This window comes from Rhodococcus sp. T2V (genome assembly GCF_029269925.1).
Classification (GTDB): domain Bacteria; phylum Actinomycetota; class Actinomycetes; order Mycobacteriales; family Mycobacteriaceae; genus Rhodococcus_F; species Rhodococcus_F koreensis.
In genome coordinates, this window is record NZ_JARJBD010000001.1 from 429,385 (window position 1) to 450,456 (window position 21,072).

Below are 21,072 nucleotides of genomic sequence, written 5' to 3' on the forward strand. Positions count from 1 at the left end.
GGGAGCACCGGCCGGTCGGGCCTTGTCGATGTCAGCTGGAGGGCCTCAGAATGAGTGAGCGGGTACGAACGACATCGGCCGAGAGAGCCGCAACCAGCTCTTCTTTCGAAGCGAATGTGGTCTGGCCACGCATCCAGTGGTCCAACTGCACGGTGAGCGTGACACCGTACAGATCGCCGCTGAAGTCGAGCAGGTGCGCCTCGACCAGGCGGATTCCGGATCGGCCGTAGAAGGTCGGTCGCCGACCGACGGAGACCGCTGCTGCGACAACCGTGCCGTCGGGAAGAGTGCAGTGGCCGGCCCACACCCCGTCTGCGATCGTGTTGGAATCCGCCAATTCGAGGTTGGCGGTTCTGAAGCCGAGTTCCCGGCCCCGCTGATCACCGCGTACGACTTGACCCACTACCCGGCTGGGTTGCCGTATGCACGAATCGGTGGGGATTCGAATCTCGGACGTGGGGGGCACCGTCACGGTGCTGCTGATGCTCAGTCCGAAATGCCACATCATGGTGCGTGCAGCGGCCGGGAAGTTGTGGAGAGCGCCGGAGCGATAACCGCACTCGCGCACGATCTCGACCAGATCGGCATCGAGGGCGGTGTTCGGAATTCCGCTCACGCGCGGGCGTGCGACGACCACTGTTCCGCCGCCGTTGTCCGATACGGCGGAAAGCGCCTCTCCGACATGGTCGATGGCGGACAGATGCGGGGCAGGATCCACGTCCTGCACGAAGGAGATCAACGGCACAGCGTCCGTGGACGATTCGATCGTGTACGCAATGTATTCGTGTCCCGATGCATCACTTCGATAGCCGACGCAGTTGACGTCGCCGTGCTTCGACCCTCGGACGAACGCGAACTCGGTCGCCATGTGTAGTTCCGTGATACGCCGGTAGATGACGACGTCATCGATCGACACCACGCCGAGTTGGTGGGCGTGGGCGAAGCTCTCCGCCTCGTCCGTACCCGCTATCGTCGTGGGATCCTGCTCGGAGACCAGGGCTGTGAAGGTGCCCGCGCGGCTCAGTCCGGCGATCGTCGCGAGATCGAAGGATGCTTCGGCCGGGCGGCGGTGATCGAGTACTCCGCCACGGGCGGTGCGCGCGGCGAGAACATGGCCTGGTCGCGTGAACGCCTCGGCTGAGGTCGTCGGCTCGGCGAGGCAGCGAAGGGTATGCGCTCTGTCGGATGCGGAGATCCCGGTCCCCGGGCGGTCGGCGTCGACGCTCACCGTGTAGTCGGTTCCGGTGTGGTCTCTGTCGGCACCGGTCATGGTGGTGAGTTGGAGGCGATCGCAGTCTGCACCGGGAAGTGCGGCACACACGAGACCGGAGCCGAATCGAACGAGAAACGCAACGGATTCGACGGTCGCCTTTTCCGCAGCGATGACGAGGTGTGCGTCGCTGTCGGGAGCGGCGCCGGTCAGTACGACGGGCCGACCTGCACTCAGATCGGACAGTGCCCGTTGTACTCGGGTGGTCGGACAATCCATTGTGTTGACCTCGATTCGTACCGGCGTCGGCAAGTGCGCTGTGACGAGCGTCGCAAAGTTCACGCACCTTGTCAACATCAACGTAGATATAGATCGGAGGCCCGGTACGGGTCTAGAACACGACGACGAGTCGTCCGTCGGTTCCGCCCCGTTCGAGTCGCTGCAGACCGGTCGGTATCGCCTCGAACGTGATTCGCTCGACCCGGGGGCGTACCGATCCTTCTGCCACGAGTTGGAGGATCGCGCTTGCCTCGTTCTTGGTGCCGTTGGACGAGCCGACGATGGTGACCTCCTTCATCGTGATGTTCGGGATCGAGACGGAGCCGGTTTCCGCACCCAGTCCGACCTCCACGATGCGCCCGCCCTGCCGGACGGCACCGATTGCCGAGTCGAGGGTTCCCGAGGCCCCGGCGAAGTCGATGATGAGATCCAGGCCCGCGGATTCGAAGTCGCGGATGTCCTGCGCGCACGCCTCGGCGCCGAGGTCGTACGCAAGGGGCCACCTGGCCTCGTGGAGTTCGGCGACGAAGACGGTCGCTCCTGCGGCCTTTGCGATCTGAAGTCCGAAGTAGCCGAGCCCGCCGAAGCCGATGATGCCGACGTTCATACCTGACTCGATACGTCCCGCGGTGTGCACGGCTCGGTACGCGGTTCGACCCGAACACGTTGCCGGCGCGGCATCCTCGAAGGACAGCCCGTCGGGAAGTCTGACCGGCAGGTGCGCCGGCACTTTCACTTTCTCGGCATAGCCGCCGTTCATCGCCGTCCCGGGGCCGTCGGTGGTCGCAGGAATGCCGACGCGGTCGCCCGCCGCGAAATCGCGTACGCGTGCTCCCACTGCTGAGACGGTTCCGACGATTTCGTGACCGAGGACGATCGGAACTTCGCCCAGTAGTTCGGTGATGGTCCCGTCCATGAACCCGATATCGGAGTGGCACAGCCCGACTGCTCCGGTATCGATGACGATGTCGTCGGGCCCCGGAACGGGCTCGTCGGTTTCGACCTGTCGCAGTGGGGCGCCGACCCCGGTGAATTGCCATGCTCGCATCGATTCGAGCCTCTCGCTGAAGGTGTGGGTAGGAGTGTCGAACGAACCGGATTCGCGGAGTGCTCTGACGTCAGCGTCGTCCGGGGCTACAACTCGATCAACACTACAGTTGATTCAGGGAAGGTGGGAACCTTTGGTGAGCTCGAATTCGTCGGAAGGGGTTCGGCAGGCGTTCGACGCTCCGTGGCTTCAGCGTTCGATCAACGCGGCGGTGACCTGCCTGCGTCGCGTGACTCCCAGTTTGCGAAGGAGATTCGAGACGTGGCCGTCGACGGTCCGAACCGACAGCACCATGTGCGTCGCGATCTCCCGGTTGGTGAGGCCCTCCGCGACGTACTGCGCAATGTCCCGTTCGCGAGGGGACAACTCGGGGTTGGAGTGGGGAGTCGCGCCGGTGTCGTCCGGCCGTTTCTCGTTCAATGCATAGGCGATGAGTTGGGACATCGACATTGTCGCGCCCCGGTGCCGAGCACGTTCGTATGCGGCGTCTCCGAGAGACGTTCGTGCTCGTGTTTCGTACACCGCTCGGCGCTGAACCCAATGGCGCGAACCATAGAGTTGCATCCCGAACGAGTCCCACATGCTCGACGCTGCTCCGAGTAGTACTGCCGCTCGTTCACCGGCGCCGGATGCCGCCTCGGCCCACGCGAGCAGATCTATGACGAGGGTTGCGCCGACGGTGTCGTCGAAGGCGCGCTTGAGGCCCAGGCTGGCGGTCGCGTATTCGGTCGCCTGCTGGTAGCGGCCGGACACCAGCGCAACGAGTCCCAATCCGTACACGGCGTAGGACAGCATCCATTTCTCACCTGCGGCCGAAGCCTGTGCTCGGACGAAATCGAAGTGCTCGGCTGCCCGCGCGGTTTCACCGTTCGAGCTGCGCAGCATTCCCATCTCGATGTGCGCGGTCCACATGAGATCGGTGCTGCCCGGAATCCGTTCGTACAGACGCAGTGCCTCGGTCAGGTGCCGTTCACCTGCCTCGAAGTCACCACCGAGATAGGTATTGAGTCCCTGCGTCTGCAGGGCAAACGCCAACGTTGCCTCGTCACCCAGGGCTCGTGCGCGACGGGCGGCGCCGTCGAGGGTTCGCCCGGCTTCGCCCCGATCTCCCTGCATCGTCTGAAGGACTCCGAGGGTTGCGGACAGTTGAGCTGCGCGGGTTTCGGGAACCGTATCCAAGTTCAGGAAGCTCGTAACCCACATTCTGTGCTCACGAACCGAGAACGCCGACGACCACAGGAACCAGGTTGCAACGAAACCAGATGCGACCGAGGTCGTTTCCTCAGCCCGATCGGTGAGCGCCGTCTGCAGTGCCAGCCGAAGATTGGCCCGGTTCTCGCGCAGCCGGCCGCCGGCGAGTTCCTGGCCGTGGCCCGTCCAGGCTTTCCGCGCAGAAGTCACCAGGTCGGCACACCAACGCAGATGAACGCCCCGCAGGCGCAGTGCCTCGTCCGCGGACAGTTTCCCGGCACCGAAGTGCCGGATCGTCTCCAACATCCGGAACCGGACCCGTTCGTTCTCGACGTCGCGTCGAAGGACGGATCTGCTCACCAAACCGGCGAGGAGATCCAGCACCGCATCGGTGTCGACAGGGCCTCCCGCGCAGACTCGTTCGGCCATCGCAAGGTCGAAACCCTCCGCGAACACGGACAACCGCGCCCAGAGAACCTGTTCCTGCGCGGTGCACAGGTCGTAGCTCCACTCGACCGTCGCGTGCAGGCTTCGGTGCCTGTCGGGGCCACCACGGTTGCCCACGGTCAGCAAGGACAGTCGATCGTCGAGCCGTGCTGCGAGGTCGCTCACGGACAGCGCATTCAACCGCGCGCACGCGAGTTCGATCGCCAAGGGCATGCCGTCGAGTTGGGTGCAGACGTGCCGGACCGCGTCTCGACTGGCATCGGTGATGGAGAATCCCGCGATTGCGGCACCCGCTCGATTCTCGAACAGCTCCATGGCGGCGCCGGCCCGCTCCGGGTCGTGTTCGTCGGTCATGGACAGGGGGTCGAGAACATGCACGCGTTCGTCGGGAATGGCGAGGATCTCGCGGCTGGTGATCAGAATCTTCACATGCGTGGTGTTTCGCAAGATCGCCGCGATCGATTGTGCACACGCATCGATCAGGTGTTCACAGTTGTCGAGAACGATCAACAAGTGTTTGTGACGAAGGGATTCGACGAGCGATTCCTGTGCGCTACGTTCCGGCATGTCCGGATCGTCGAACCCCAACGCATCCAGGATCGCTTGGGGAAGCAGGGTGTCGTTGCGCAGGGAAGCCAACTCGATGAAGCGCACTCCGTCGGCGAATGCACGGCGAAAGTCCATCGCGGCTTCGGCGGCGAGTCGCGTCTTGCCGATGCCGCCGGGCCCCGCGATGGTCACCAGTCGGTTGTCGCCGAGTGACAGCCGGAGTTGGCGAAGGTCATCGTTTCGGCCGACGAAGCTGGTGGAAAACCGTGGAATGTCCGAGGTGAGAGTCGTCCGAGTGGCCTGATCGCGTGTGCGCTGTCGGGTGGCTCGATCGCCCCGGACTCGGCGTACCACCTGTGCGAGCGTGTTCCGCGATCCGTTCCACTGGAGTGATCTGTGGAGTTGAGCGACCGTGATCTCGGGATTTTCGTCGAGGAGGGCTGTGATCGCAGGGACCAGCGCATCGGCGGACGATCCGGTTCGTGGACGGTGATCGCCAGGGGGTTCGTCGAAACTCAGAGCACGGCGCACGGTGTTACGAGAGATCTGCAACCGAGTTGCGATTCCGGAGATCGTCACACCCGCTCGTCGAAGGTCGACGATCTGCTGCCATTCGTTCGAGTTCACGGGCCTCGCTTCGATCTCGCTCGGATTGTGATTGACATCACCGGCTGATAGTGCCCCGCACCGACTCCGTGGTCAAGATGTGACATCAACTGTATTGACGGGGTCCTGGGGTGACGGGCCGCAGTCACATGCCCTCTGAACTGGGGAGATCGAAGGCCGATCCGCCGAGCATGTGACCGGGTGATTTCACGGTTCCGTTGCCACGGGCAAACGATGAAGAGTGACTCAGGTCATAGTCAAGTGGATCACCGCACAGACGGAGCAGTAATGAGTACGCCGGAAGAGAACATCGATTTGGCCAACAACTTCGCCAAGATCTTCTCCACGGGTGACGTGGCGCAGATCCTGGCGACACTTCATCCCGAGGCGACCTATTGGGTCTCGGGAGGTATCGACGGCATGTCGGGCACCTACGACAGGGAAGGGCTCGGCGCATTGCTCGGCGGGGTGACATCCGTGTACGAGAACGGTGCGCTCGAGGTGATACCGACAGCCGCGATTGCGCAGGGTGACAAGGTCGCCGTGGAGGCCACCTCGTACGCGAAGTTGAAGAACGGCAAGGTCTATCGGAACCAGTACCACTTCTTGTTCGAGTTCCGCGACGGAACGATCTTCTCCGTCAAGGAGTACATGGATACGAAGCATGCATACGACATCTTCTACGCCTGACGCCGAGTTCGTCGCGCAGCATCCACATCAACCGTAGTGAGAAAGGCAGATCATCATGGCAATGGAAACCGGACTCATCGTCCATCCCTACATGCGCCCGGAGCGTACCGCGCGCCAGACCTTCGACTGGTGCGTTCAGCAGGCGATCACCGCGGACGAGATCGGCTTCGACTCGATCATGCTGTCCGAGCATGCTTCTCAGCGCTGGGAGAACATTCCCAATCCCGAGTTGATCATCGCCGCAGCGGCCACCAGGACCGAGCGGATCAAGTTCGCTCCGATGGCTCACCTGCTTCCCCATCAGCATCCGGCCAAGCTTGCGATCATGGTCGGTTGGCTGTCGCAGATCCTGGAAGGCCGGTACTTCCTCGGTATCGGGGCAGGCGCGTACCCTCAGTCGTCGTATATCCATGGGATCAAGAACGGCGAGGACACGAAGTTCACGAACGAAATGGTCCGTGAATCTCTCGAGATCATGGAGAAGATCTGGAAGCGTGAGCCGTTCTTCCACGAGGGACGTTTCTGGAACGCCGGTTACCCGGAAGAACTCCACGCTGACGACGGCGATGATCAGCACATGCTTGCCGACTTCAGCCCGTGGGGCGGAGCGCCGGAGATTGCAGTCACCGGATTCAGTGCCAACTCACCCTCGATGAGGTTCGCGGGTGAGCGCGGGTTCCGGCCGGTTTCGATCTTCTCCGGCCTCGAGGCACTGAAGACGCACTGGGAGACCTACTCCGAGGCGGCGATGGCGAACGGGCACGCCGCCGATCGATCTCGATACCACGTCTCTCAAACTGTGTTCGTGGCCGACACCGACAAGGAGGCCAAGCGTCTCGTCATGGAAGGACCCATCGGATACTGCTTCGAGCGCTACCTCATTCCCATCTGGTGGCGATTCGGCATGATGGACGGTTTCATCAAGGACGCCGGCGCAGACAGGGCCGACGTCGATCTCGAATGGGTGGTCGACAACGTCTTCTGTGTGGGTTCGCCGGATACCGTGGTGGACAAGATCAACCGCCTGTTCGAGGAAACAGGTGGGTGGGGAACGCTCCAGGTCGAATCGCACGACTACTTCGATGACCCGGCACCGTGGTTCCAGTCGCTCGAGATGATCGCCAAGGAAGTCGCCCCGCGTATTTCGCTGCCGGCGTCGGTGACGGTCTGACCGCAGTTCGGCCTCACACGATCAGTGCTGACTCGAAACGGAAAGGAAGACATGGTAAAGCGTTTGGAGGGCAAAGTTGCCCTCATCACGGGTGCGTCCCGCGGTATGGGGGAGTCGCATGCGAAGACCTTTGTCGAGCACGGCGCCAAGGTGGTGCTCGCCGACGTCTCCGACGCCGCCGGCGAACGGCTTGCCGAGGACCTGGGTTCGAATGCGGTATTCGTTCACCACGATGTCACGCGACTCGACTCGTGGACGAACGCTGTCGCCCGAGGCGTGGACGCGTTCGGTGACATCAACGTCCTGGTGAACAATGCCGGCGTGCTCGGGCCGCTCGCGACAACCGCGGAGTTGACCGAGGAGGACTACCGAACGGTATGCGGCATCAATCAGGACGGGGTGTTCTTCGGGATGAAGGCCATTCTGCCGTCCATGGAAAGGGCGGGTATCGGTTCGATCGTCAACATCTCGTCGATCGCCGGCATGGCTGCGAACTACGGCTTCCCGAGCCTGGCATATGTCGCCAGCAAGTTCGCGGTGCGCGGTATGACGAAGGCGACCGCAGTCGAGTACGGCCGCAGAAACATTCGTGTCAACTCGGTGCACCCGGGGTTCATTCAGACCCCGATGATGGTAGAGGCGACCAACGAAGAGGGCGGCGACGCGTTGGCACAGATCCCGCTGGGAAGGATTGCCGATCCCGTCGAGGTATCCAAACTGGTCTTGTTCCTCGCGTCGGATGAATCGTCGTACATCACCGGAGCGGAGCATCTGGTGGACGCGGGCATGCTCGCCCAGTAGGGGTTCCGTTCTCGAGTGGGGCGCATCGACAGGTGCGCCCCACTTCTGTCGATGTGTATTTCCACTCTCCGACTGTCCGGGGTGCGCAAAGGGGCCGACCGCGACATTGATCGGCCCCCACTGCCGGTGATCAGGAAGCGGGAGACATGCTGTCTGCCTTCTCCAGAAGGATCTGGTGCAACCCTCGTTTGTTGATCTTGGTGGCCGACATCGGCCATGCGCCCGGCTCGATGAAGTACACCTCCCTGGGGATCTTGTAACGTCCGATCTTGCCCTGGCAGAAGGCAAGTAACTCGTCGGAGGAGAGGGAATGGCCTTCGCGGATCTCCACGAAGGCAACAGGCACCTCGTCCAGACGCGCGTCGGGCCGGCCGATCACGGCGGAATTGAGTACGGCGGGATGTTCGCACAGGAACGATTCGATTTCGATGGCCGCTACGTTCTCGCCTCCGACCTTGAGCATGTCTTTCAGGCGCCCGTGGAACACCAGGCAACCTGATTCGGTACGGCTGTACAGATCGCCGGTGTGAAGCCATCGATCGTCGTCGATCGTCTCGGCGGTCTTCTGTGGGTCCTTGTAGTAGCCGTCTGTGACGCAGTAGCCGCGAACGAGAATTTCGCCCGGTACGCCGATCGGTTGTTCTTCGTGGGTGAACGGATCGATGATTCGTACTTCGATGCCCGGTGCGGGTTTTCCCTGCGCGCTCGAGCGGTCCTCGAATGTCTCGGACTCGTCGCTGAGGGCGTAGATTCCCGACGTCTCGGTCATGCCGCAGGCGGCGACGAGTTCGGCCTGAGGGAAGAGGTTCTGTGCCTCCGTAATGAGGACCCGTGGGCCGATCAGGAAGAGGTATCGAACGGAGTCGAGGGCGGCTGCATCGAATGTCGGATGGCTCGTCAACATCTGCATGGGGCCGGGGAACCATGGCCATATCGTCGTGGGGCGTTCGCGGACCATCAGATCGATCGCGCGCCCGGGTTCGAAATACGTGTCCGTGAGGTAGGTTCCACCTGCCCCCATCGCTCCGAGAAGTGGTGCGAGGGCGGCGATGTGAAACAGGGGGCCACCACCCCAGCTGATGTGTGGTGTATCGGTCACCAGGCGATTGCGCGCGCGATGCACCGGTCCTCTGGTGAGTGCCTCATGTGACAGCATGCAACCCTTGGGGTTCGCGGTGGTGCCTGAGGTGTACAGGATGGCAGCGGTGTCGCGAACGCGGACCTGGAGGCGACGGCGCTCCACCTCCTCGATTCCTGTTCGATCGGCTGCGGCGGAGAACGCGATGCGCGGGACGAACCCCTCTCGGTCTTCGCCGCGGAGCAGAATCGCGGACCGTAGACGGGGGGCCTCGGGCAGGGACAGGCGTGCACTTGCCGTCGCTGCCTTCAGAGACGGGACGGCTGCGTAGACGAGCTCGGCGAAGTCGATGTAATCGTTGTCGCCCGTGACGGTCAGAATGGCCGTCAAGTCTGCGTTCTCGATGATGTAGCCGAGTTCCGAAGATTTGTGGCGGGCATTGAGAGGAACGACGACGCAGCCGGCAAGAGCGGCGCCGAAGAATCCTTCGAGGAACTCGATGCTGTTGTGAGCCAGGAGGCCGACGTGGTCGCCCGCCTCGACGCCGAGGCCTATCAGGCCCCGCGCTACGCGCATCGCGCCCTCGTGCACTTGCGAATAGGTGTGGCGGCTGTCCGGGAACACGATCAGATCGCGATCGGGATGGTCGTCGGCGCCACGACCCAGTAGATCCGCGACCGGCGTGACTTCGCACCATTGCGCGTTGTTCGACATCTTGCCCTCAATTATCCGTGGTTCGGGTGATATGGCGGCACAGAAATGGGTTCATGCTGGTATGTGCACAGAACATATGCGACCGCCGTCACACTGTCAACGTTCAAGTTGATTTACGTCAACGTTGACTAGGGGATGCGATTCCCAACTGTATGATTCCGAGGATGGTGACGACTTCGACATCCGGCAGCGGCATGAGCAAGCGCAGGCGGAGTGCTCAGAACGACGGCAGCCCCGGCTATCAGGCCAAGCGTGCCGAGCTGATGTCGGCTGCGGCAGCCGTGTTCAAGGAGAAGGGCTACGAGGCTGCAACGCTCAACGACGTCGCTGAGCGGTTCGGCACCGACAGGGCCTCGATCTACTACTACTTCGCAAGTAAGAAGGAACTCTTCCAGGCCTTGTTCCATGACATTCTCGTCGGTGTACTCGACGAGAACATTGCAGTCGGTGCCGACATCGTCGCTTCCGACCGATCGGTGCCGGACAAGCTCCGGGGATTGGTCGAGCAACAGTTGATGTCGTACGAAAACAACTACCCGTACGTCTACCTGTACATCCAGGAAGACATGGCGAAGCTCAGTCTCGACGGCACCGCATGGGCCCGGGACATGGCACGCAAGACCAAACGGTTCGAGACGCTGGTGACCGACGTTCTTCAGCAGGGCGTCGACGAGGGGGCGTTCCGCGCCGACATTCCCGTTCCTCTCATGGCAAAGGCCCTGTTCGGAATGATCAACTGGACGCACAGGTGGCTGAAACCGGGAATGCGCAAGAGCGACGCTCGCCAGACGATCGACGCCTTCTGTGCGATCTTCTTCGACGGCGCTGCCAATCGGTCGCCCGGACGGCAGTGAATTCGGGCATCTCTGGAGGGCAGCAGTCGGCGACGGTCCTGCCACCGCCGACGCGCTGCTGTCAGGACGTCCGAGCGAATTCCGCCCGCATCTGGGTGAACAGGAACAACCCCGGGCGTCCGGAGATCTGCTCGTACTCGCGTGCGACGTCGTCCATGAACTCGGGGACGGCGGCGTCGTCGAGGTGCGCGGTCCAGTCGGTGGATCCGACGGTGCACCACCGCACGAATTCTTCCCGGGAACCGAAATCCCATTCGACGTCCCGGACGACGAGGTCGGTGGTGTCGAGTCCTGCCGCCTTCGCGAGTCCGCGGAATTTCTCCGGTTCGACGTGGATGAACGGCGGCGTGAAGTCGGTGAAGAACTCCGCCCACCGCGGCCGCGCAGCGACGGTCATCATCACGTCTTCGATGCTGGTTCGCGGGCTTGCGCAGACCATCTGGACGATCACACGGCCACCGTCCACGACGCTGCGGGCGATCGCGGCCAACGCCACCTGCAGGTCGGGAACCCAGTGCAGCGCGTTGAACGACACCGCGACGTCGAATTCGCCGTCGAACGGAAGATCGCGCGCGTCCGCGCTGCGGAACTCGGCGCGGGCGCCGTCCGGCACCACCCTGGACTGGGCCTTCGCGATCATCCGCGGGGAGGCGTCCACCCCCACCACCGAACCGCCGGGGAGCAGTTCGGCGATCCGGAGCGTGACGAATCCGTCGCCGCATCCCACGTCCAGCACACGTTCGGTGCCGGCGAGGGCGAGCTCTGCGATGGACTGCTCCGCGACGGCGCGCTGCAGTGCGCCGACGTCGGCGTAGCCTTCGCCATCCCAATCGACCACGACGGCCTCCGGTTTTCTCAGGCTCCCTGGTGGTGCGGGCTCGAGTGCGCGCCGCCCCCGGATCGCGCGATGGACGCCCGGACGCGGGCCGTGGCCTGCCAGATCTGAGTGCTGTCGTGCACGCTGATACACGGTATGCCCTGTTCACGGGCGTTCTGGATCGCCTGCGCGTCCTGAGGGGAGCCGATTCCGTCGAGGACGTCCTCGGTGACGATCGCGCAGAGCGCGGGGCCGTCCAGCTTCCGGACGGGCTCCAGTCCGTGGACGATCATCCACTGCTTGACCATCGCCCAGTGCGACACCTCTTTGTATCGGGTGGGGTTTCCGATGAAGAGAACCCGACGGGAGCGGCGGGCGCGAGCGATATCGATGTGCGTGACGGTAGCCATGGCGGAGGGTTCCTGTCCGTTGCGGGATTCCGTACTGTCAATCCCCACTCGCACCGGTTTCGTTACGCGTCGGTTCAGGAAGTTCTCCGATCCCGCATACGTGAGTGCAAAAGAGTGCTCGAACACGCTTTGCCGCTCACGTACGCGGGGGCCGTCAGCTGCCGAACGGGCTGCCCGACGAGCCTCCGCCGCCCGGCCCGGACGTGTCGGTGACGGTGACGGTGGTGGGGTCCTCGGTGCCGTTGGTCAGCGGCGGGGCGGTTCCCCACTGCTCGAAAGACGGAATGCTCGAGCAGGACCACTGGACCGTGTACTCGCCGGGGTCGACGGTGGCTCGGAGTTCACCGTCGTCTCCGCCCATCACGACGGTGGGTCCCACAATGGCGGCGGGCGCGGTCCCGTCGACGGGGAGGACGTTCATCAGGCACACCACCGCCCCGGGGATGGCGTATTCGACATCCATGACCACCGCGTTCCCTTCCACGGCGATATCCACGGCGAGGTCTTCCGGCGCCGCGGACGCGGGGGGCGCGGCGAGTAGACCCACGCCGGTGACTGCGGCGGCGATTCCTGCGGTTCGTGCGATCGTGACCTTCATCGGTGCATCCTTCCGGACTTCTCGGTTGCCGGTTTTGAGTACGAGCCAGGAGCCACCCGGGAGTATCGCACCTCCAACCCGGATCCGCTGGGATGCGAAAGGTGGAACACTGCTGGTCTGGGGGTTCTCAGCGTGTCGATCCGGCACCCGGTGCATCGAAGGAGACGGCGAAGTGCTCGGACGGAAGAACTACACGCAGGAAGAGATCGATCACGCCGAGGCGTCCGTCGCGGAGCAACTCGCCGTGTACACGTCGCTGACGGGAGCGATCGCGGGCGAAGTCACAGGCAAGAAGGTCTTCGCCGCCCTGGAGGATTTCGAGCCCCTGTTCTTCGGCAACATGGTTCTCGCGCTGGACCGCTACTTCGTCCACCGGGTCCGGGCGGTGACGGGCAAGGACGCGAACCCGCTCAACGAGGTCGAGATCATTGCCGACTCGTTGATGAACAACGGCGGCGTCCTGCGCGGCATCAGCGTCCTGAAGTATGTCCCCGACCAGTCCGTCCTGAAGCTCGAGATCGGCCACCGGATCAGATTGAGCGCCGACGACTTCACACGCCTGTCGGCAGCGTTCTTCGCGGAGTTGCGGTCGCGGTTCCTGGCATGAGCGTCTGGTTCACCTCCGACCTGCACCTTCGTCACGCGCGGCTGGTGGAGATCCGGGGTTTCGACGCGGAGATCGACGCGCACGACGAATCCATCCTCGACGGTCTGGGCGCCGCCGTCGGGAGCGGGGATCAACTGTGGATACTCGGCGACGTCACCGTCGGCGGGAAGGCGGCCGAGGACTGGGCGCTCCGCGCACTGCACGAATTCTCGCGGAAACGGAACGTCGAGCTGCATCTGATCCCCGGCAATCACGACTCGTGCCATCCGATGGCGAACCGCAACAGTCACATCCGGCAGCGGGTCTTCCTGGACACGTTCGCGTCGGTGCAGCTGTTCGCAAGACGGAAGGTCGCGGGCCGGACGGTGCTGCTGTCCCATTTCCCGTACACCGGCGACCACACAGAGGAGGACCGGGGCGTGAAGTACCGCCTGCAGGACGGGGGAGACTGGTTGCTGCACGGGCACACTCACCAATCCGCGGTGTTGGACGCCGCCGTTCATCCGCGGCAGATCCACGTCGGCTGGGACAGTTGGCGCCGACCCGTCCACGTCGACGAGGTCGCGGAGATCATCGAATCCGGCGCTCCGTCTCCGTGAGCGGGGTGGCCGCGGTGCGATAGGTGCCGGGCGTCGATCCGTGAGTGGCCTTGAACAGCCGGGAGAAGTGAGCGGCGTCGGTGAAACCCCAGCGGGCACCGATGGCCGAGACGGTCAGGTCGCGGTACCGGGGGTCGGCGAGATCCCGACGGCACTGCTCGAGTCGCCTTCGCCGAATCCATCCGCTCGCCGTGTCGCCCTCGGCTTCGAACTTCTTCTGCAGGTGCCGCACCGAGATGTGGTGGGCGGCCGCGATCGACCGCACATCCAACTCGCGGTCGGCGAGCCGCTCGTCGATGAACGCGGTGACCCGGGCCTGCAGTTCGTCGCCGCGCGACAACGGGGTCGGCCTGTCGGCGAGGTGGAGTTGCTCCGCGAACGCAGCCGCGACCAGGTCGAGGACGGCGTCGCCGAGATGCAACGCGACGGTGGGGGAGGCGTCGGCGATCTACTCGCCGAGCCCGCGCACCAGCGGCGTGACGACGGCGCCGAGCCCCTGCCTGCCCGACACCCGGCGCGCGGTGAGCTGCGCGATGCCGTCGGGCGGAACGCGGAGGAGATGCCGGGGGAACATCACGACCACCATCCGGAACCGGTCGTCGAACGATAGCTGGTACGGGCGGGTCGTGTCGTAGATCGCGAAGTCGCCCGGCGTGAGCGCAGCTTCACGGCCGTCCTGGGAGAGCACGCAGCAGCCGCCCACCTGCAGTCCGAGTTTGAAGTAGTCCGGGTTGGCGGCGCGGATCGTCCGCGGCGTGCGCCGAATGACGTGCGGGGCGGCCGTGACCTCGCTGATCCGGACCGCCCCGACCGTCGCGCCGCGCACCACGCCGCTGAAGTCGTCGTGGTCCGCGGACGTCATCTCGAGGGGGACGAACGCGTCGCTCACCGACTCGCGGAACTCGTCGAACGACACGAGACGCTGCTCCCCGGGACTGCTCACGGCCTCCACCTGCTCGACACGGCTAGCTGCGTTTGACGGCTTCGCGGGCGGCGGTGCCCGACGCCATCTTCTCCAGCAACCCGATCAGGACGACCCGCTCCGACGGTGTCAGCGTCTCGGTCCACGTCTGCTCACGCTTGTTGTGCGCCGAGTACGTGCTGACGATGGCCTCGCGCCCGGCGTCCGTCAGCTCGAGATCGACGGCCCGGCGGTCGCCTGCCGACGGTCGCCGGGTCACGAGCCCGTCGCGCTCGAGCGTGTTCACCAGGGCCGACACCGCAGACCTGCTCATCCCGGACAGCGACGCCACTCGCTTGGCCTCGCACGGTCCGGCGAGCCACAACACGAACAGCACCCGGAACCCGGGCCAGCTCCACCCGCTCGGTCGGTGGACCGTCGCCTCGAGGTCGTAGACGAGGGCGCTCGTCACCCGGTGCAGCGCGAGCACCAGCCGCATGGACACCGGATCGACCTCGGGCAACTCGTCCACGGTCTTGCCCACCGCGAAGTCCATGAAGGACAGGAAATCCAAATCGCTCTGGTCGGTCGTCTCCTCGGGCATGAACCCAGGTTAGCGGCCGGTACTGCTTAATCAAAGCCTTGACCAAAAGCGCCCCGTGAGTACTTATCAACGTCCGGCGGTTGATAAGTACTCACAGGCCGCGGGCGGCAGTACCCGCGTCGACGGGCAGGACGATGCCGCTGATGTGCGCGCTGCCCTCGGCGCCGAGGAACAGCACGACGCGGGTGATCTCGGCGGCGTCCAGCCACGCCACGGGCTGGGCGTGCAGGCCGGCGAACACCGGTGCCACATCCTCCGCGGCGGGTGCCTCCAGGTCGGGACGCATCATCCGGTAGAGGGCGTCGTTGTGGATCATCGGAGTCGAGATGTTGCCCGGTGCAATCGCATTCACGGTGATGCCGTGCGGGGCGAGATCGAGCGCGGCGCTCTTGGTGAGCCCGATGACGCCCCACTTCGACGCCGCGTACGCCGCCATGTTGGTGCTGCCTGCGCGGCCCAGCATCGACGAGATGGTGACGATCCGGCCGTATCCCCGCCGGATCATGCCGGGTGCCACCGCCCCCACCGTGTTGAAGACGCCGGTGAGGTTGGAACTGATCGCCTCCGACCACTGTTCCTGCGTGAGCGACTGCACCGGGGCGGCCACGGAGACGCCCGCGTTCGCGACGGCGATATCGATCCGACCGAAGTCGGACTCCGCCTCCGCGACGAGTGCGTCCATCGCTGCCCGGTCGGCGGTGTCCGCCTTGGCGGTGAGGCACCGGCGACCGGTGGCGCGCACCAGTTCGGCGGTCTCGTCGAGGTCGGCGGCGGTGGCCAGGGGGTAGTTCACCGCCGGGTTGTCCTCGCAGCGGTCGCACAGCACGATGTCGGCCCCGCGTTCCGCCAGTGCGACCGCGTGGCTGCGTCCCTGGCCGCGGGCGCCGCCGGTGATCAGGGCGACCCGGCCTTCGAATTCGTTCATCGTCGTTCTCCTGTCCGGGCGGATCAGCGCAGCTTGATGCTGCCGCCGTCCGCCATCAGTGTCTGTCCGGTCATGTACCGCGAATCGTCGGACGCGAGGAACACGGCCACGGGCGCGATGTCGGCCTCGGGGTCACCGATCCGCTGGAGTGGAACCTTCGCCACCGACGCGGCGGCGCGGTCGGGGAATTGTTTCTGCCAGGCGAGGACGCCCTCGGTCGCGGCGAACGGGCAGATCACGTTGACCCGGATCTGATCGGCCGCCCATTCGTTGGCGGCCACCCGGCTCACCCCGCGAATCGCTTCCTTCGCGGCGGCGTACGACGTTTGGGTGGGCATCCCGTCGAGACCGGACCCCGACGCGAAGTTGATCACCGAACCGTTCGCCGCCTTCAACTGCTCGTAGCAGGCCTGCATCAGGTGCACCACCGGATAGAACCCGGTCTGGAACGAGAGGTCGAACATCTCCTGGGTGTGGTCGATCAGCAACGCCTGACGCGACGCGTGGGCGTTGTTGACCAGCACGTCCACCGATCCGAACGCTGCGACCGCGGCGTCCCGGATCTGCTCGGCGGACTCGCTCCGGGAAATGTCGGCGTTCAGGAAGCGGGAGGCCGGTCCGAGTTCCTGCTCGAGTTCCCGGCCGCGTTGTTCGTCGATGTCGACGAACAGGACGTTCGCGCCCTCGCGGACGAACACCGTCGTGACGGCCCGTCCGATGCCGCCGGCGCCGCCGGTCACGATCGCCGTCTTTCGGTGCAGCCTCAACGTGTGCTCCTTCTGTGATCGCGGCTCAGGCACCGGCGAGGTCACCGGTCGCCAGCGCGACCTTCTCCAGTTCGGCGACGCTGAACGCCGCGTAGTTCTCGTACGGTCCGCGACCGGCGAAGTACGGTGTGAGGAGGCCGTCGAGCTCCTCGGGTGAGAACGCGGAACCCGCTGCGTCGAAGCGGTTCTCGACCTTCGGCGCCTCCATGAGCGCGACCATCTTGCCGTAGACGACGAACACCTGCCCGGTGATCGCGTCGGCGGCGGGGGAGGCCAGGTAGTGGACGAGGGTGGCGACCCGTTCGGGGGACAGGGGGTCGAGGCCCGTGTCGCCCGGGTTCTCGCCGAACGCGTCGGCGGTCATGGCCGTCCTGGCGCGCGGGCAGATCGCGTTGGCCCGAACCCCGTAGCGGGACAGGCCCTGCGCCGTCGACAGTGTGAGCGCGGTGATCCCGGCCTTCGCGGCCGAGTAGTTGGGCTGTCCCGCGGACCCGAACAGGAACGCCTCCGACGACGTGTTGACGACCCGCCCGTACACCGGGCCGCCGGCGGCCTTGCTCGCCTCGCGCCAGTGCACGGCCGCGGCGCGGGATGTGGCGGCGTGCCCCTTCAGGTGGACGCGGACGACGTCGTCCCAGTCGGATTCGGAGAGGTTGAAAATCATCTTGTCGCGCAGGATTCCGGCGTTGTTGACGAGGATGTCCATCGATCCGAACGCGCGGACGGCCTCGTCGACGAGGCGCGCGCCGAGCGCCCAGTCGGAGACGTCACCGGTGACGGCGACGGCCCGGCCGCCGGCCGCGGTGATCTGCGAGGCGACCTCGTGTGCGCCGTCGCCCATGTCGTTGACGACGACCGCGGCTCCGGCGGCCGCGAGTGCGAGGGCTTCGGCCCGGCCGAGGCCTGCGCCGGCGCCGGTGACGACGGCGGTGCGTCCGGTGAGGCTGAGTGATTCCGTCATGGGAACTCCTGATTCCGCGAAGAGAAAATTAGATTTCATTCTAGTTGTATCGCATGAACTACTGATCAGTCACTAGATGGTCGCAATATCGTGCAGGAATGTTTTCTACTATTCGTGCCGCTTCGCGTCACCGGGCGCCAGCTGCGGGTAGGTCTCGGTGAGTGGGAACTGTGGTCGGCGTCACTGTGCGTCATGCCAGGTTGGGCGTGCTGATCCTCACGAATCCCCCGGAGCCACCTATGCATAACATGCCCCTGTCCCCAGGCGAGGCGGAGCGCGCACCGCTCTCACGCGGGAAGTCGTTCGCCCTCCTGGCCCTGATCATCCTTCTGGTCGAGGTCATCCCGCTCGCCTACAACTTCGTCACCCCGGCGCTGCCGGAGATCGCGAAACACTTCGGCACCGCGAACGTCGGCTGGGTGATCACGATCGTCACGCTCGTGCTCGCCGCCTCGACCCCGCTCGTCGGCAAACTCGGCGACATCTACGGCAAGAAGCGGATGATGCTCGTGTCTGCCGCGGTATTCGGCGCCGGTTCACTTCTCGGTGCGCTTGCCCCCAACTTCGAACTCTTCCTCGTGGGCCGCGGTCTGCAGGGTGCGGGCATGGCGATCCTCGTGCTCGCGTACGGACTGATCCGCGACATCCTGCCCCCGACGATCATTCCGGTGGCCGTGGGATTCGTCGCCACCGGCATGGGCGCCAGCACCATCCTCGGCCCGATCATCGGCGGCTATCTCATCGACCACTTCGGCTACACCGGCGTGTTCTGGGCGCAACTTGCCCACGTGGTGGTCGTCGGCATCGCGGTCGCGATCTTCGTGCCCGAGACCACGTTGCGCACCCGGTCGAAACTCGATGTGCTCGGTGCGGTGATCCTCGGACTCGGCGCCTTCGTGCTGCTGTTCGGCATCGGCAAGGCCGCCACGTGGGGGTACACGGCGCCTCAGACGCTTCTCTTCGTGGGTGGCGGTCTCGCCGTTCTCGCCGGTTGGCTGGTCTACGAACGCACGCCGAAGGAACCGCTCATCGATCTGCAGATGCTCCGGCACGGACCCGTCGCGAAGACGCTGGCCGCCAGCGGTTTCGTGCAGTTCGTCCTGGTGAGCCATTCGATGCTCATCCCGATGTTCGTGATGACCGATCCCGACCTCGGTCTCGGCTACGGATTCGGCGTCACCGCCCTCGCCGTCGCGATCTACACCGTTCCGACGGGTGTCGTGTCGATGATCGCGGGCCCGGTGGGCGGCTACTTCACCCGGCGCATCGGCCCGGCGCCGGTTCTGGTGTTCGGCGGCGTATCCCTCGCGCTCGGGTCGTTCCTGCTCGCCACCCTGCACGACTCGACGGTCCAGATGATGTTCGGACAGGTGGTGATCGGCCTGGGTCTCGGTTCCGCGTCGGCGACGTTGCCGAACCTCATCATGCGCACCGTGCCCGCGCAGACGCAGGGGATCGCAGGCGGGATGCTGAACCTGTCCGGTTCGCTGGGCAGCGCGATCGGCAGTCAGGTGATGATCGCGATCGTCGCGATCCCCGGTGTCGTGCTGGTGGGCCGCGCCGCGCAGTACTCGGAGAAGGGGTTCGTCTACGCCTTCTCCACGCTCGCCGTCGCCGGGCTGCTGGCCGCGGTGATGGGACTCCTCCTGACCCGCAACAAGATCGAGCGTCCGGCCGACGCGGCCGCACCCACGTCGGAGAGGGTCGCCTGACCGTCGCCCGCCGCACGAGGACGAGGCCCGCAGCACCTGCGGGCCTCGTTTCGGTGCAGCCGAAGCCGTGCTCAGTCGCGCACCCCCGCGGCCAGCAGGGTGCGGGCCTCCTCGCGACCGTCGAGAAGCCGATTGACGCGGCGGGTCACCTTCCACTCGCCGTCGATCTTGGCGAGCTCCCACCGGTTGGCGGTGATCCGGTGGACGCGGAATCCGGCGTCGTCGTGAATGATCAACTGCGACTTGCACGTGGCCACCGCGGTGTCGCCGTCGACGCGGACGTGCCCGGGCTCGAGCATGTGCGCGCAGCCGCCGCCGATCCAGCCCTGATGTGCCTGCGACTGCACCATCGCCGTGATGGCCGCATGCCCGCGCATCACCCCGGTGTCGACGTCGTACACGCCGTCCTCGGTCCACAGACGCGCGACGGCGTCGGCCGACCCGCTGTCGATGGCGGGACCGTAGGCGGTCATCAGTTCCAGGATGGCGAGCTTGTCTTCGAGCGCGGCGACGCGTTCGGCGAGTGCGCGGACGAGTTCGTCGGTGCCGGTCATGGGCGGATCCTGTCTTCGGTCGTGGTGCGGAAGGAGAGGCCGAGGGTGTCGCCCAGCTGCCGGAGGGCCTCCAGTTGCTCGCAGTAGTGGGCTGCGCTCGTGGACGCGAGGGTGGCGCTGACGACGGTGGTGCCGGCCTCGCGACGTCGTTCGAGGGAGCGGGCCACGGCGCCCCGGGAGCCGATCGGATCGAGCGGTGCGCCTGCGCTGAGGACCACCTCGAACTTCTCGGGAAGGTCGACCCGGGCGAGCAGCGCGCACAACTCGTCGAGCGACAGACCGAACGGCACCCAGCCGTCGCCGAGCGTCGTCGCGCGGCGCAGGGACCGCAGTGTGCGTCCCCCGATCCACAGCGGGACTCGCGGCTGGACGGCGTGCGGTTCGACGACGACGCCGTCGAAGTCGTAGAACGGGCCGTGGTACTCGGGCTTCTGTTGCGACAGCGACGCCCGGAGCGCCGCAAGCGCGTCGTCGGCGCGGGCGCCGCGGTCGTCGAAGTGGGCGCCGAGCAGGTCGAATTCCTCGCGCAGGCTGCCCACGCCCAGCCCCAGCACGAGCCGGCCGCCGCTGACGACGTCGAGCGTGCCGTAGCGCTTGGCGATCTCGAGGGGATGGTGATAGCCGAGCACCAGAACCTGCGTGGCCAGGCGGATGCCGGCGGTCTGTGCGGCGAGGAACCCGAGGGTCGCGAGCGGGTCCCAGTAGGTGCCGCCGCGTTCCACTGCGACGTCGGTGGGGACGGCGACGTGCTCGCTGCAGGTGAGGTGGTGGTAGCCGAGGCGGTCGGCCGTGCGGGCGATCGCGGTCAACTCCGCGATGCCGGCGCCGAGTTCCCAGTCCGCGCGGACCGCGGGGTGCGCGATGACGATGGGCGGCGCGATTCCTATGTGCATCAGTTGGTTACTCCGCTGTCGGGGTTCGGTCTGTCGTCACCGTTGTAGTGGAGGTGCCCGGGGGCCGCGCGGGGATTCCCGGTGAC

Annotated in this window: 20 protein-coding genes and 1 pseudogene; 7 read left to right on the forward strand and 14 right to left on the reverse strand. The window is 65.4% G+C overall.

The window, feature by feature from the left end:
• Positions 1-31 precede the first annotated feature (31 nt).
• From P3H15_RS01870 to P3H15_RS01880, 3 genes are all read right to left on the reverse strand, one after another.
• A complete protein-coding gene (locus tag P3H15_RS01870) occupies positions 32-1,489 on the reverse strand; it encodes a 3,4-dihydroxy-2-butanone-4-phosphate synthase (RefSeq protein ID WP_276135691.1) in 1,458 nt (485 codons plus the stop codon).
• A 112-nt stretch (positions 1,490-1,601) separates the two neighbouring features.
• Entirely contained in the window at positions 1,602-2,537 is a 936-nt protein-coding gene (locus P3H15_RS01875; RefSeq protein WP_276135692.1) for an alcohol dehydrogenase catalytic domain-containing protein, read from the reverse strand.
• A gap of 189 nt (positions 2,538-2,726) precedes the next feature.
• The gene (locus P3H15_RS01880; protein WP_276135693.1) at positions 2,727-5,351 is read right to left on the reverse strand and encodes a LuxR C-terminal-related transcriptional regulator; all 2,625 of its coding nucleotides are present in this window, start codon (positions 5,349-5,351) and stop codon (positions 2,727-2,729) included.
• Positions 5,352-5,618: 267 nt separating this feature from the next.
• Here P3H15_RS01880 and P3H15_RS01885 point away from each other — a divergent pair, with 267 nt between their 5' ends.
• From P3H15_RS01885 to P3H15_RS01895, 3 genes are read left to right on the forward strand one after another with little or no spacing between them, the layout of a single operon-like run.
• Positions 5,619-6,020, forward strand: coding sequence for a nuclear transport factor 2 family protein (locus P3H15_RS01885; protein ID WP_276135694.1), 402 nt, complete (start codon positions 5,619-5,621; stop codon positions 6,018-6,020).
• Between the two features lie 55 nt (positions 6,021-6,075).
• Positions 6,076-7,191, forward strand: a complete 1,116-nt coding sequence (locus P3H15_RS01890) for an LLM class flavin-dependent oxidoreductase (RefSeq protein ID WP_276135695.1) — start codon at positions 6,076-6,078, stop codon at positions 7,189-7,191.
• A gap of 51 nt (positions 7,192-7,242) precedes the next feature.
• Complete coding sequence (locus P3H15_RS01895) at positions 7,243-7,992, forward strand: SDR family NAD(P)-dependent oxidoreductase (RefSeq protein WP_276135696.1); 750 nt, start codon at positions 7,243-7,245, stop codon at positions 7,990-7,992.
• A gap of 130 nt (positions 7,993-8,122) precedes the next feature.
• On the opposite strand, the gene P3H15_RS01900 is transcribed toward P3H15_RS01895, so the two are convergent.
• Positions 8,123-9,784 carry a class I adenylate-forming enzyme family protein gene (locus P3H15_RS01900; protein WP_276135697.1) on the reverse strand — a complete coding sequence of 554 codons (1,662 nt, stop codon included), beginning with the start codon at positions 9,782-9,784 and terminating at the stop codon, positions 8,123-8,125.
• A gap of 164 nt (positions 9,785-9,948) precedes the next feature.
• Between P3H15_RS01900 and P3H15_RS01905 the strand changes: the two genes are divergently transcribed.
• Entirely contained in the window at positions 9,949-10,638 is a 690-nt protein-coding gene (locus P3H15_RS01905) for a TetR/AcrR family transcriptional regulator (RefSeq protein WP_276135698.1), read from the forward strand.
• A 61-nt stretch (positions 10,639-10,699) separates the two neighbouring features.
• Here P3H15_RS01905 and P3H15_RS01910 read toward each other — a convergent pair whose 3' ends face one another.
• The 3 genes from P3H15_RS01910 to P3H15_RS01920 all read right to left on the reverse strand — a co-directional run bounded on the left by P3H15_RS01910 (position 10,700) and on the right by P3H15_RS01920 (position 12,463).
• Complete coding sequence (locus tag P3H15_RS01910; RefSeq protein WP_276135699.1) at positions 10,700-11,476, reverse strand: trans-aconitate 2-methyltransferase; 777 nt, start codon at positions 11,474-11,476, stop codon at positions 10,700-10,702.
• A gap of 17 nt (positions 11,477-11,493) precedes the next feature.
• Positions 11,494-11,865, reverse strand: a complete 372-nt coding sequence (locus P3H15_RS01915; protein WP_276135700.1) for a hypothetical protein — start codon at positions 11,863-11,865, stop codon at positions 11,494-11,496.
• A gap of 154 nt (positions 11,866-12,019) precedes the next feature.
• Positions 12,020-12,463 carry a hypothetical protein gene (locus P3H15_RS01920; RefSeq protein ID WP_276135701.1) on the reverse strand — a complete coding sequence of 148 codons (444 nt, stop codon included), beginning with the start codon at positions 12,461-12,463 and terminating at the stop codon, positions 12,020-12,022.
• A 172-nt stretch (positions 12,464-12,635) separates the two neighbouring features.
• On the opposite strand from P3H15_RS01920, the gene P3H15_RS01925 reads away from it, so the two are divergent.
• Both P3H15_RS01925 and P3H15_RS01930 read left to right on the forward strand, forming a co-directional pair.
• Positions 12,636-13,070, forward strand: a complete 435-nt coding sequence (locus tag P3H15_RS01925) for a hypothetical protein (RefSeq protein ID WP_276135702.1) — start codon at positions 12,636-12,638, stop codon at positions 13,068-13,070.
• The gene (locus P3H15_RS01930; RefSeq protein WP_276135703.1) at positions 13,067-13,669 is read left to right on the forward strand and encodes a metallophosphoesterase; all 603 of its coding nucleotides are present in this window, start codon (positions 13,067-13,069) and stop codon (positions 13,667-13,669) included. The genes P3H15_RS01925 and P3H15_RS01930 overlap by 4 nt, the downstream gene beginning before the upstream one ends.
• On the opposite strand, the pseudogene P3H15_RS55460 reads toward P3H15_RS01930, so the two are convergent.
• The 5 genes and pseudogenes from P3H15_RS55460 to P3H15_RS01960 form a co-directional block, all read right to left on the reverse strand.
• Positions 13,641-14,621, reverse strand: a pseudogene (locus P3H15_RS55460) (helix-turn-helix domain-containing protein). The gene P3H15_RS01930 and the pseudogene P3H15_RS55460 overlap by 29 nt on opposite strands.
• 13 nt (positions 14,622-14,634) lie before the next feature.
• Positions 14,635-15,174, reverse strand: coding sequence for a MarR family winged helix-turn-helix transcriptional regulator (locus P3H15_RS01945; RefSeq protein WP_276135706.1), 540 nt, complete (start codon positions 15,172-15,174; stop codon positions 14,635-14,637).
• Positions 15,175-15,265: 91 nt separating this feature from the next.
• A complete protein-coding gene (locus P3H15_RS01950; protein WP_276135707.1) occupies positions 15,266-16,099 on the reverse strand; it encodes a mycofactocin-coupled SDR family oxidoreductase in 834 nt (277 codons plus the stop codon).
• A 23-nt stretch (positions 16,100-16,122) separates the two neighbouring features.
• Positions 16,123-16,866, reverse strand: a complete 744-nt coding sequence (locus P3H15_RS01955) for an SDR family NAD(P)-dependent oxidoreductase (protein WP_276135708.1) — start codon at positions 16,864-16,866, stop codon at positions 16,123-16,125.
• A 25-nt stretch (positions 16,867-16,891) separates the two neighbouring features.
• Positions 16,892-17,827 carry a 3-oxoacyl-ACP reductase gene (locus P3H15_RS01960; protein ID WP_276135709.1) on the reverse strand — a complete coding sequence of 312 codons (936 nt, stop codon included), beginning with the start codon at positions 17,825-17,827 and terminating at the stop codon, positions 16,892-16,894.
• Between the two features lie 248 nt (positions 17,828-18,075).
• Here P3H15_RS01960 and P3H15_RS01965 point away from each other — a divergent pair, with 248 nt between their 5' ends.
• Positions 18,076-19,539, forward strand: a complete 1,464-nt coding sequence (locus tag P3H15_RS01965) for an MFS transporter (protein ID WP_276135710.1) — start codon at positions 18,076-18,078, stop codon at positions 19,537-19,539.
• A gap of 71 nt (positions 19,540-19,610) precedes the next feature.
• On the opposite strand, the gene P3H15_RS01970 is transcribed toward P3H15_RS01965, so the two are convergent.
• Both P3H15_RS01970 and P3H15_RS01975 read right to left on the reverse strand, forming a co-directional pair.
• Positions 19,611-20,093, reverse strand: a complete 483-nt coding sequence (locus P3H15_RS01970; RefSeq protein WP_276135711.1) for a nuclear transport factor 2 family protein — start codon at positions 20,091-20,093, stop codon at positions 19,611-19,613.
• Positions 20,090-20,986: a TIGR03619 family F420-dependent LLM class oxidoreductase gene (locus P3H15_RS01975; protein ID WP_276135712.1), complete on the reverse strand. Its 897-nt coding sequence runs from the start codon at positions 20,984-20,986 to the stop codon at positions 20,090-20,092. The genes P3H15_RS01970 and P3H15_RS01975 overlap by 4 nt, the downstream gene beginning before the upstream one ends.
• Positions 20,987-21,072: the final 86 nt, after the last annotated feature.

What these genes read in the sequence shown, in the direction of transcription:
- P3H15_RS01870 (WP_276135691.1), bottom strand. Translation starts at nt 1,489, where the DNA reads ATGGATTGTCCGACCACCCGAGTACAACGGGCACTGTCCGATCTGAGT.
- P3H15_RS01875 (WP_276135692.1), bottom strand. Translation starts at nt 2,537, where the DNA reads ATGCGAGCATGGCAATTCACCGGGGTCGGCGCCCCACTGCGACAGGTC.
- P3H15_RS01885 (WP_276135694.1), top strand. Translation starts at nt 5,619, where the DNA reads ATGAGTACGCCGGAAGAGAACATCGATTTGGCCAACAACTTCGCCAAG.
- P3H15_RS01890 (WP_276135695.1), top strand. Translation starts at nt 6,076, where the DNA reads ATGGCAATGGAAACCGGACTCATCGTCCATCCCTACATGCGCCCGGAG.
- P3H15_RS01895 (WP_276135696.1), top strand. Translation starts at nt 7,243, where the DNA reads ATGGTAAAGCGTTTGGAGGGCAAAGTTGCCCTCATCACGGGTGCGTCC.
- P3H15_RS01900 (WP_276135697.1), bottom strand. Translation starts at nt 9,784, where the DNA reads ATGTCGAACAACGCGCAATGGTGCGAAGTCACGCCGGTCGCGGATCTA.
- P3H15_RS01905 (WP_276135698.1), top strand. Translation starts at nt 9,949, where the DNA reads ATGGTGACGACTTCGACATCCGGCAGCGGCATGAGCAAGCGCAGGCGG.
- P3H15_RS01915 (WP_276135700.1), bottom strand. Translation starts at nt 11,865, where the DNA reads ATGGCTACCGTCACGCACATCGATATCGCTCGCGCCCGCCGCTCCCGT.
- P3H15_RS01920 (WP_276135701.1), bottom strand. Translation starts at nt 12,463, where the DNA reads ATGAAGGTCACGATCGCACGAACCGCAGGAATCGCCGCCGCAGTCACC.
- P3H15_RS01930 (WP_276135703.1), top strand. Translation starts at nt 13,067, where the DNA reads ATGAGCGTCTGGTTCACCTCCGACCTGCACCTTCGTCACGCGCGGCTG.
- P3H15_RS01945 (WP_276135706.1), bottom strand. Translation starts at nt 15,174, where the DNA reads ATGCCCGAGGAGACGACCGACCAGAGCGATTTGGATTTCCTGTCCTTC.
- P3H15_RS01950 (WP_276135707.1), bottom strand. Translation starts at nt 16,099, where the DNA reads ATGAACGAATTCGAAGGCCGGGTCGCCCTGATCACCGGCGGCGCCCGC.
- P3H15_RS01960 (WP_276135709.1), bottom strand. Translation starts at nt 17,827, where the DNA reads ATGACGGAATCACTCAGCCTCACCGGACGCACCGCCGTCGTCACCGGC.
- P3H15_RS01965 (WP_276135710.1), top strand. Translation starts at nt 18,076, where the DNA reads ATGCCCCTGTCCCCAGGCGAGGCGGAGCGCGCACCGCTCTCACGCGGG.
- P3H15_RS01970 (WP_276135711.1), bottom strand. Translation starts at nt 20,093, where the DNA reads ATGACCGGCACCGACGAACTCGTCCGCGCACTCGCCGAACGCGTCGCC.
- P3H15_RS01975 (WP_276135712.1), bottom strand. Translation starts at nt 20,986, where the DNA reads ATGCACATAGGAATCGCGCCGCCCATCGTCATCGCGCACCCCGCGGTC.